This is a genomic window from Rhodobacter sp. 4.3.4, assembly GCF_058724655.1.
This window is the reverse complement of the sequence record NZ_CM178967.1, coordinates 1411130-1420566: the sequence shown is the minus strand read 5'-3', so window position 1 is coordinate 1420566 and position 9437 is coordinate 1411130. Positions and strand designations below refer to the sequence as shown.

Below are 9437 nucleotides of genomic sequence, written 5' to 3'. Positions count from 1 at the left end.
TGCACCGCGACCACAGACGGTCGATTGCGGCTTGAGGCTTGTCTTTGGCGCTCGCCGTTTGGATCGCACGTCGCGTTTCCAAAGGGATGCGATGCCAGTGCCGCCCACAAATCCACTCGCCCTGGTCTGGGCGGCGGCTGGATCGCGAGCATCCATCGATGCAACATTCGACCAGGTGACTTCCCATCACCCTCTCCTCAACCGATAGCCGCCCAGCATCCCGCCGCTCGAGGACGCCCCGGACGTCAGCATTTCCCCACCGCCGCCGCCCTTGGCGGCGTAGAACAGGGTGTTCTGCCAAAGCATGTCGAGCGCGTCCGGACCGTCGTCATGATCGCCGTTCGGCCATTGCTGCAGCTGGTCGATCAGCGTGCGATGCGCCGTGCTGAACCGGATCAGGCCCGCGGCCACCGGGGGCTGCAGGCGCTCGATGCGCAAATCCTTGTCGGCCGATGGCGTGATCGGCACTGCCGAAATGCCAACACCCTCCCGGGCGGCCCGCGTCATCAGCTCGGTGCGCAGGAATTCCTGAAACTGCACCGTTTCGACGAACCACATCAGCGCGCGATATTCCCGTTGCAACGCGATCGTGTCGGCGATGATCAGATCGGGGAGGCGCTTGCGGATCGAGGCCTCGACCACGTCGAGCTTCCCGGCCAGGCGATCGAAGCCGCCGATCAGAATTGCTGACGGGTCGCGGCCTTTGCCCGCCTTGCCCAGGCTCGGGTCGATCGACCCGAAGAAGATCCACTCCCGCAGCGGCTGCACCCAATAGGTCAGATCGCCAAACGGGTTGCCCTCGCTGATCGGCTGGTTCTGATATTCGGTCTGGAAGGCGGCTTTGTCGGCCGCGCGCTCCAGCATCAGGAACAGCAGCGACTGCACCGACGGCCAGTTGACCACCGCGCCCTGATCCATATCGGCCTTGCGCGCCTCATAGAACGCCTTGGCCGCGTCCGCGCCGTCGTTGTGATAGACCTCTTCGAACTGGTCCCAGAGGTCCATGCGATCTGGGAACTTCACCACCGCCTGGAACTCGGTCACGCGCCAGCCGGGCGCCTTCGCGGCGCGCACGATCACGGCGTCGAAGTGCAGCACCGTGCCGACCCAGATCACATCCATGCTGCCATCGGGCGGGCCGACCTTCAGCGCGGCGCGATAGATCCAGTTCCAAAGCTTGGTGCGCTGCTCGGGGCTGCGCACCTGTTCGTCGTTTTCGATGTCGTCGAGAAACAGCAGATCGGGCCGATACGGGCCATGACGTCGGCCCCTGATCTTTTTCGCCGCGCCCAGACCTTCGACGCGGATGTTGTTGCGCGTGACGATCTCGCCCTCTCGCCACAACCGCCCTTGGCCGCAGGCGTCAGGAAAGTCGTTCTGCAGTCGCACGTTGTTCTCAAGTTCGGCCTTGATCGCCTCGATCAGCAGCGCCGCCTGTTCATAGACGTCGCAGACCTCGATGATGTAGCGCTTGAGCCCGCGCATGATGCAGTAGAGGGCAAAACCCAGCGACAGGTGCGTCGATTTCGAGGCCCCGCGCGGCGCGACGAAGAGATCCCGCACGCCCTTTTCCGACGCGAGGATCTCCGGCACCCGGGCGAAGATGTGCTGGTGAAACAGGCTGTGCTCGCCCTTCACATAGTGGGGCAAGTAGGTTTCCATGAAGAACTGGAAGCCGTCAGCCTCGGCCACCCGACGCAGACGCTCTTTCCTGGCGGCCGGATCGGGCGCGAAGGCCTCGACGCTCAGTTCGATATGGCGGGCAAATTCGCTCGCCATTTCCGCGATCTTCTCGCGGAAGTCCTTCGAGCTGACGGCGGCCTTCAGCTTCGGCCGCCGGGTCATGACGTATAGATCTCGGCCAGCCGCTCGCTGAAGGGCTCGATGATCTCAAGGATCGCGGCCGAGTGCTGCGGGAAGTTCTCGCGCACGAAATCCAGCATCTCGCGCATGACATGCTGCGCCACGCCCAGCTCCGAGATCTTCGGCGCAAACTTCTTGGCGCTGGCGGCCATCTTCGTCATCGCGTCCGAAAGCGAGACGAGCATTGCGACCTTTTCCTTGGTCGAGTGCTCGCCGGACTTGATCTCTTCCAGGATCTCCTGCGCCTGCATCATGAAGTCTTCGACCACGGTCGAAACCACGGCCTCGACGCCTTCGCCGGCGATCACATGGGCGGTGCGGGCCTTCTCCCAGTCGTCGCCCTGTTCTTTGGCGGCCTTTTTCCAGCGCCCGACGGTCGCTTCCGAAATGCCATAGGCGGCGGCGATGGTGGCGGCGGTGAAGCGCCGAAAGACATAGTCGGAACGGGCCTTGCGGCGCACATCCTCGTTATTGCGCGCCATTGAGGCCTCCCGAGATGACGAACTTGATGACGGCGGCCAAAAGGCCGCCCAGGATCAGGGTGATGAGCCAGCTGATGCCAGACCTGATCGACTTGAGCGTTTCGGTGGTGCTTTGGCGCCATTCGGTCATTGTCGCACCATCGATCTCGATCTTGCGGATCCGCTCCTCATGCGCGTCGATGCGCTTGTGGGCACGTTCGACCGACTCGGACAGATGCGTCGGCACGGCGGGATGGCTGGGCAGCGCGGTCATTTCTGCGCCCCCGCCCATTTCGCGACCATGTCCTTGGCCGTGTGCCCGCCCATGTAAAGACCCATGTAGATCCCCGAGAGCGTCAGCAGCTGGTCGATCGGCATCTGCGGCATCGCCGTGCCTGCAGCGGCATTGACGATATGCAGCACGATCACCGACCAGAGCCAGAGCGCGGCCAGCAGATACATACCCGCAGGGCGCCAGGCGCGCATCCAGAGCGGTTCCGAGGCCTCGGCCGCCAGCTGCGCGCGCTGCAGCTCCAGCCCGGAGGCGTAAAGCGCAATCAGCTCCGGGCTGCGCTCCTCGACCGTGCGCAGCGCCTGCGTGACGGCCGCGGGCTGATCCTCGGCCGCCTGATCAAGCTGATCGACCGGCACACCGACCTGATCGGCGACCGCGCCGAGGATTTCGCCAGCAAGCTGACCGGCGCCGTCGCCGAATTTACGGGCGACGATCTTCTCGACAACTTTCAGACCGGCCGATCCGGCCAGGGCAACAAGGGCGGACATCAGATGCTCCTCAGGGCAGCGGCCAGGCGCGGCGCGCGGCCTTGGATTTTCGCGGCGATCACGTCGCGGTATTGCCAGGCGAGCCACAGGCCCCACAGCCCGACCGCCCCGGCCGCGACGCCAATCGCCCAGGGCTGGGCGGCGATCCAGTCGGTGATGTCCGAGGTGCCGGTCGGGACCGTGGCGCTGACGCCGGTGGCCGTGGCGCTGACACTCGCCACGGCGACAGGTTTGGCCTTCTCGGCGGCATCGATGCGCCGCTGCAGCGTGGACAGGGTGGCGCGACCGATTTTGCCGTCCGCGGTCAACCCGTGGTCGTTCTGGAAGCGACGGATCTCGGCCGCGGGAATGGCTGCGGAATCGAGACCGACCTTGTAGCCGAGCTTGCCAAAGGCGGTCATCGCGGTCAGCTTCTCCGCGAAATCGAGCTGCAGCACCCAGCGCGCGACACTGACCGAGGGCCGCTTGGTTTCTGCGCTCACCGGGTAGACGCCCTCAAACAGGATGCGCAGTTCGCGGTCGCGGCGCGCGACGAGGCCCGGCAGAACCTTGCCGCCGCCCTTGTTCCAAAGCTTGAATTTCGCGGCGATCGCCGATTTTCCCGCCTTGCGCGCCCAGAGCGGCACCCACGAGGCCTTCTGGATTGCGCCGGTGTTCCAATGGAATAGCACCGCAGCATCGAATTCGTGCTGCCTGGCCCCGGTCATCACCAGGGCGACACGGGGTTCATACTTGGCGGCGAGCGCCTTTTTCGTCAGATCGCGCGATTGCTGGGCGGTGATCACCATGCCAGCTTTCGGATTGACGACGCCCGAGGCGGCGGTCAGGCCCATGCCGATGGTCCATTTCCCCACGGGGCACCGATAGGCCCGCAGGACATTACCTTCCTCGAGCTCAAGCGTCTCGATGCCTTTTTCGCTGGTTTTCATGGCTGCCTCGCGTTTTCCCAGCCTTGCCACGCGCGCGAAAGCAAAACCCCCGGACACAGGTCCGGGGGCGGTCAATCGTCGGGGAAAAGGGGCAGCTGATCAGGTGGCCTGTTCGCCAGCCGCCTGACATGGCGCTGCGAGATGCCCAGCGTGGCGGCGATCTCGCGTCGCCCGCGCCCGGTATCCGCCAGCCGCTGCACATCAAGACGGCGCATGCGGCTGCGGCCGTGAGGCACATAGAGCCGTTGCCCGGACAGGAAATGGCACAGCTTCGCCGCGACACCCTCGCCCAGGACCTTCACCAGCTCGGCCGAGGGCTTACGGCGCGGAAACTCAACTTCCTGCCCCCCGAAATGTTGCATGAGACTGAGGGCAACGCCAAGCCCAAAGGTTTCGGCGACATCGACAAGCGATTCGGGCACGTCAGGGGCGATGGTCATGGCAATCTCCGGGGCGCGTGAGGGGGAAGCGTCAGGGGCAGGACTATTTTAGTCCGGTTCCCTGACAGAGAGTGAGAGGCAATTTTCTCCCCGGCCACATCAGAGCTTCCCCAATGAAGCCGCGCGGATGGCAACCATCTTTTTCAAGTGCTCGACGGCTTTTTCCGTTCTCACCAGCGCAGTGGACGGGGCACCATCTTCGACGTAGATCAGCGCCACAGTGAGAAGCTTTATCGCTTCGTCAGCATGCTCGGCGCAGCTCATATTTTCGATGTCGGCGTCTCCAACCAGCGGAACATCAATCTTCGCGGTCATTTCAGCCCCCAGAACGCAACGGCGGTGACCACGATCATCGCTCCCGGCGCGGCGACGGTCAGCCAGTAATGGGCGCGCAGATAGTCGAGCACGAAGGTCTTCATTTCTGATCTCCCTCTCTGGGCAATTCGGTGGGGATGTTGTGGCGCTTGCACCAGGCCTGCAGGGCCTCGATCACGGTGCTGATCTGCTTGGCGTCGGTCATCCGGTCTATGTCGATCGGCACCGCGCCCCAGGCGGCGCCGTAGCGCGACCGGATGAAGGCGTTCAGCCCCTTCGCGCCCGCCACCTTGGCCACGCCTGCCTTGTGCAACAGGCCCCAAAGTACATGGCAGTACCGGACATCGCGGCGGGCGGCGGGGGCGCGCTTGCCGCCGGTCTTCTGGAAACCCATGCGCTTCAGCTCGTCAAGAACGGCGGTTTTCTGACGGTCCGTCATCAGCTTCAGCGAGGCCTGACCGGTCACCCGCTCCAGCATGGCCCGGTAATCGTCCTCGGCCATGTCCAGCTTGCCCTTGGCGATATTGATCACGGCATTCAGATTCATGACAGCCCCGCATGCGCTTTAAGGATCGTCAGCTCGATCTCTTCGGCCCCGAAGTTCATCGGAGCCGCCTCGATGTGAAACACGGCCCCCGTGCACATCATCACCCGCAGCGCCCGAAAGCCGCTGGGCTTGGGAGTGGGTCCGCAGACCCACTCCATCGCCGCAACAAACTGCGGGTTGATATGCACCCCGAAGTCGGTCGAGATCATTTCAGGACACCGGCCCGGGCGCGCAGCACCTGCAGCAGCTGGGTCTGCCGCTCGATCGTCACGCCGTTCGGCGTCAGCGCGATGAAGCGCGCCTTGGCCTCGCCGACCTCCTTGCCGATCTCGTCAGCCACGACGGCCATCTGCTTGCCGCTCGCCAGACCTTCGACCAGCGCCAGATCCAGCTGCGCCGACCATCCGCCGCGATAGCCGAGCTTGCCCAGGAACTCTGTCAGCTCGCGCCACCAGAGCTGCTTCGGCTCGTCCTTCTGCGCGGGCACTTCGGGCAGCTTGGCGGTGGGGGCATTGAACGCAGCAACGGGAACAGAGGCCTTTTTCTTCGCCCCCTTCCAGGCCACATAGCGGCCACGCAGCTTCGGCATGGTCACGCCCAGCGTCGCGGCAACCTCGGCCATATCCGACCCGCCTTCGACGGCCAGAAAGGCATCGGCCCAGTCGGCATCGATCGGCTCGCCCCGCGGCGCGGTCACTTCGTTGACGGCGGCTTCGACGGTCCGCGCGACCTCTTCGAAAGCAAGGTCGGAACCCTCGGGAATGAAGGGGGCGATATCACCGGATTTCGACGCCACGATGGCTTCGAGCAGCTTGTCGGCGTCAGCCGTGGACCGCGGCTCGAATTCCGTGTCGAAATCGCCCGCGGCGGCCGGATGCTCTTCGACCTGGCCGGTCGTGCCGCGAACATCCTCGTCCGCTTCGACGACATCGCTTTCGCCATCATCTTCAGCAGCGGGGAAAGTGGAGAGCAGGACATCAAGGCTCCCCCACGCATTCTCAAATTTGGCAAGCCCGGCCCCAAGGAGATCGGCGTTCAGCCGGTCCGCGACGATCGACGCCAGTTCGGGGCTGTAGAAAACAGCGACCCGCTTCGGCTGCATCACGAGGAGCTCGACGCTCCCGTCTTTCATGTCATTCAGCGTATACATGCCATCCTCCGGCTGCTCATCAGGCCCCGGCCACCACGCCGGAACGACGCCCCGGTTGCCCGGGGTCGTTTCGCGTCAGGATTTCTTCGGCTTCGCGGGCTTGAACGCGAGATGCGCGCTGGCCGGGATCTCGACCGTCTCACCGGTGGCGGGGTTGCGGCCGAGGCGCGCCTTTTTCTGACGCTGCTCAAAAGAGCCGAAGCCCATGATGGTCACCTTCGACCCGGCTTCGGTCTTTGCGATGATTTTTGCCAAGGTGGCGTCGATGACCTCCTTGACGTTGACCTGCGCGAAGCCGGTCTTGGCGGCGATCTCGATGACCAGCTCGGATTTCGAGAAAGTCTGTGTCTTGCCCATGGGGGCCTCCTGTTCATTTCGTTGGTCTTCTGGGTGGGTCCGCGAGTGGCGGGGTAGGCCCGGCCGGGTGGTCGGCCGGTAAATGCGTTGTCAGTGATGGCGATCGATCTCTTTTGCTTTGCGCAGCCACGCCTTGACGGCGGCGCGTTCGCCTTCGGTGCAGCTCGCGGTGATCCGGCACAGCCGTGCCGTGTATGTGCCGCTGGAAAACTTGACGCTGCCGCCATAGCCATGAAACACGTTCAGCAAGCTCTCGTCGGGCGCACCGTCCAAGCCGACGATCACCGCCTGCAGCACCTTCCCGCTATCTTGGTCCGCGCGCATCACACCCCCTCCGGCAGTTCGGTCTCGAACGGCTCGACGATGAAATCTTCGCCGTCGCTGCCGATCGTGACCCCGGCGATCGTCTTGGCGAGCGGGCGGTTGGCCAGCATCGCTTCCTTGTTCAGCTCTTCCTTGGTGCGAATGAACTGCGCGGCCAGACCCAGCGTCTTGATCGTGGCGATCACCTCTTCCACCTTGCGGATCGTCACTTTCGCGGGGCGAAGCTTCCAGCTGATCTCGCCCGTCGTGAAGCGCGCGAACTTGACCTTGTTGCCCCGCGTGAGCCGGTCGCGATTCACCTCGCAGAACATCTTCAGGCCTTCGGTCTTCGCCTCGATCTCAGCACGCAGCGGCTCGACCAGCGTCCCGTATTTTTCCTGCAGGGCCGCGATTTCGTCATTCAGATCTGCTTCGGCGCGGGCAATCTGCCGGTTCAGATCGCCGATCTCGCGAATGGCGCTGCGCGCCTCGCTGTCGTCTTGCGGGATCGGCAAAGCGCTCGCCTTGGCCTTGGTCTTCTTGGGCCTGTTAGACACCGTCATTTCCTTTCGTCGGGTTGATGGGGCAGGCCCGGCAGGCGCCCCAGTGCTTCAGCTTTTCGGGGTTCGAGGTGGACATCGGCGCGGTGGCGAAGGCCCGGCAGTCCTCGGCCGAGATGCCGCGGCGCAGGTGCGGGCACATCATCTGGTCGCGGTAGCGCTGCATCACGGCCTGGCAATGCTTGCGCGTCACCAGATCGAGGCTCTTCGCCGGATAGGTGCCGTTGATCAGCATCGAGACGGAGGGCCGCGCCATGCCCACCTCGCGCGCGATCTGCGCAATCGGCTTGCCCTTGGCCGCTTCTGCCTTCAGCAGCTCGATCCATTCCGGGTTCGGCAGGTCGATCAGCGACACGGGAAATCCTCCCCGGTGTTGAAATCGTGCACGATACCCAGTTTTTCACGATGCAGCGGCGCCCGGGGTCCGGTGTTGCGATCCAGGCGAAACCGCTTCAGCCCATTCGACCCGGGCTTCGTGCCCTTCCGACGCCCAGGCAACTCGGCCACATACCCGGCGGATTTCAAGACGCGAATGTAGCGCCGCGCGCAGCTCATCGCGTCTCGCTCGCCGTCTACGGCATCGCAGACCACATCCGAGATCGTGAAGGTCCCGCGCAGTCGCATCGAGCGCCAGACACGGTCGCAAAACCCGTTCGTTTCGGGGCGCGCCAGCACATTGCCAGAGGCATCGATCGGTCCGCTGGTGATGATCTTGCCATCGGCGATGGCCTGCAACCCGCACAACGTGATCTCGTAGATCCCGGGCCGCTTGCGGGAGATATAGCCGCGATCCACCAGCGACGACGCCGCTTTCGACACCTGCCTCTGGGACATCTCAAGCGCGAGGGCGATCTGGATCGTCGATGCCGTCAGCGGCACCGCGATGTGCTGCAGCACGGCCATCTGCAGTTCTCCGGGGCCGAAACTTGCCATCACGCCGCCACCGTCACGATGATTTCCTTGCCGTTCGTGCGGTCGGTCATGATCGGCTGACCGGCCATGTCGGCCAGCGTCACACCGTCATCGTCGATCTCGGCGCGCAGGCCGAACCGCTCAATATGCGCGATGGCATCGAGAATTTCGCGGTTGAAGCCCTTCGAGGCCCGCCAAACGTACTGGATCAGCTCCTCGGCCACCGGCACCTCGCAGCGCTCGCGAATGATCGCCCGCGCGTCGTCGATCGTGGCGGGGGTGAAGGCGACTTTGTTCGGCGCCCGGCTCTCGATCTGGGGAAAGCGGCGCAGGTTGTCGCGCAAGGTGCCCATGCCAACCAGGATCGTCGGCAGGAACTTCAGATCGGAAATTCCGCGGATCGCCTCCATGATCTCGCCGCGCGACGACACGAGGTCGCATTCGTCGATCACGATGCCGAAGGTCCGGTCGCGCAGCGCAGCCCGATCGGCCCGATCTTGCAGCTCGCTAAGAACCCGCGCGAACCGATCACGCTTGCCGCGGATGCTCTTCGGGTCAACCGACAGTTCCGCCAGAAGCTCCTGGATGAACCAGCCGTAATCCCAGCCCTTCTGCGCCCGCAGATAGACGCTGCCCGTCTGGGTGACCCAGCGATTGAGCGTGGTGGTCTTTCCCAGGCCCGGCTTGCCATCCACGACAACCATGCAGGCCTCTTCGGCACCGCGTTCGTTGAGCTTCTTCAGCGAGGCGTAGAATTCGCGGACGTTGCTCGTCTCGACAAAGACGTTTCTCATGTTATGCTCCCTCATCTTCCCAG

Annotated in this window: 16 protein-coding genes and 1 other RNA gene; all 17 read right to left on the bottom strand. The window is 64.1% G+C overall.

The features are described 5' to 3' along the window. Positions 1 to 186 precede the first annotated feature (186 nt). A complete protein-coding gene (terL, locus tag AC4PTB_RS06860; protein ID WP_492190602.1) occupies positions 187 to 1845 on the bottom strand; it encodes a phage terminase large subunit in 1659 nt (552 codons plus the stop codon). Beyond that, positions 1842 to 2345: a DUF1804 family protein gene (locus AC4PTB_RS06855; protein ID WP_136907100.1), complete on the bottom strand. Its 504-nt coding sequence runs from the start codon at positions 2343 to 2345 to the stop codon at positions 1842 to 1844. Before AC4PTB_RS06855 ends, terL begins: the two co-directional genes overlap by 4 nt. Next, entirely contained in the window at positions 2332 to 2598 is a 267-nt protein-coding gene (locus AC4PTB_RS06850; RefSeq protein ID WP_444460344.1) for a hemolysin XhlA family protein, read from the bottom strand. Before AC4PTB_RS06850 ends, AC4PTB_RS06855 begins: the two co-directional genes overlap by 14 nt. After that, positions 2595 to 3107 carry a 3TM-type holin gene (locus AC4PTB_RS06845; protein ID WP_492192299.1) on the bottom strand — a complete coding sequence of 171 codons (513 nt, stop codon included), beginning with the start codon at positions 3105 to 3107 and terminating at the stop codon, positions 2595 to 2597. Before AC4PTB_RS06845 ends, AC4PTB_RS06850 begins: the two co-directional genes overlap by 4 nt. Further along, positions 3107 to 4111 carry a lysozyme gene (locus AC4PTB_RS06840; RefSeq protein ID WP_492192298.1) on the bottom strand — a complete coding sequence of 335 codons (1005 nt, stop codon included), beginning with the start codon at positions 4109 to 4111 and terminating at the stop codon, positions 3107 to 3109. Before AC4PTB_RS06840 ends, AC4PTB_RS06845 begins: the two co-directional genes overlap by 1 nt. After that, entirely contained in the window at positions 4108 to 4476 is a 369-nt protein-coding gene (locus tag AC4PTB_RS06835) for a hypothetical protein (RefSeq protein ID WP_492190599.1), read from the bottom strand. The genes AC4PTB_RS06840 and AC4PTB_RS06835 overlap by 4 nt, the downstream gene beginning before the upstream one ends. A 99-nt stretch (positions 4477 to 4575) precedes the next feature. Beyond that, complete coding sequence (locus tag AC4PTB_RS06830) at positions 4576 to 4791, bottom strand: hypothetical protein (protein ID WP_492190598.1); 216 nt, start codon at positions 4789 to 4791, stop codon at positions 4576 to 4578. A gap of 100 nt (positions 4792 to 4891) precedes the next feature. Then, positions 4892 to 5338: a regulatory protein GemA gene (locus AC4PTB_RS06825; protein ID WP_492192297.1), complete on the bottom strand. Its 447-nt coding sequence runs from the start codon at positions 5336 to 5338 to the stop codon at positions 4892 to 4894. Beyond that, positions 5335 to 5547, bottom strand: a complete 213-nt coding sequence (locus AC4PTB_RS06820) for a hypothetical protein (RefSeq protein ID WP_492192296.1) — start codon at positions 5545 to 5547, stop codon at positions 5335 to 5337. Before AC4PTB_RS06820 ends, AC4PTB_RS06825 begins: the two co-directional genes overlap by 4 nt. Further along, the gene (locus AC4PTB_RS06815; protein WP_492192295.1) at positions 5544 to 6488 is read right to left on the bottom strand and encodes a hypothetical protein; all 945 of its coding nucleotides are present in this window, start codon (positions 6486 to 6488) and stop codon (positions 5544 to 5546) included. Before AC4PTB_RS06815 ends, AC4PTB_RS06820 begins: the two co-directional genes overlap by 4 nt. 6 nt (positions 6489 to 6494) lie before the next feature. After that, positions 6495 to 6564, bottom strand: an RNA gene (locus AC4PTB_RS06810) — hammerhead ribozyme type II. Further along, positions 6564 to 6845, bottom strand: coding sequence for an HU family DNA-binding protein (locus AC4PTB_RS06805; protein ID WP_492192294.1), 282 nt, complete (start codon positions 6843 to 6845; stop codon positions 6564 to 6566). Before AC4PTB_RS06805 ends, AC4PTB_RS06810 begins: the two co-directional genes overlap by 1 nt. A gap of 90 nt (positions 6846 to 6935) precedes the next feature. After that, positions 6936 to 7169: a hypothetical protein gene (locus tag AC4PTB_RS06800; protein ID WP_492192293.1), complete on the bottom strand. Its 234-nt coding sequence runs from the start codon at positions 7167 to 7169 to the stop codon at positions 6936 to 6938. Further along, positions 7169 to 7711: a host-nuclease inhibitor Gam family protein gene (locus AC4PTB_RS06795; protein WP_492192292.1), complete on the bottom strand. Its 543-nt coding sequence runs from the start codon at positions 7709 to 7711 to the stop codon at positions 7169 to 7171. The genes AC4PTB_RS06800 and AC4PTB_RS06795 overlap by 1 nt, the downstream gene beginning before the upstream one ends. After that, on the bottom strand, positions 7698 to 8063 hold the full coding sequence (locus AC4PTB_RS06790) for a hypothetical protein (protein ID WP_444460356.1): 366 nt from the start codon (positions 8061 to 8063) through the stop codon (positions 7698 to 7700). The genes AC4PTB_RS06795 and AC4PTB_RS06790 overlap by 14 nt, the downstream gene beginning before the upstream one ends. Next, a complete protein-coding gene (locus tag AC4PTB_RS06785) occupies positions 8054 to 8611 on the bottom strand; it encodes a hypothetical protein (RefSeq protein WP_492190587.1) in 558 nt (185 codons plus the stop codon). Before AC4PTB_RS06785 ends, AC4PTB_RS06790 begins: the two co-directional genes overlap by 10 nt. 29 nt (positions 8612 to 8640) lie before the next feature. Then, positions 8641 to 9414, bottom strand: a complete 774-nt coding sequence (locus AC4PTB_RS06780) for an AAA family ATPase (protein ID WP_013066743.1) — start codon at positions 9412 to 9414, stop codon at positions 8641 to 8643. Positions 9415 to 9437 lie beyond the last annotated feature (23 nt).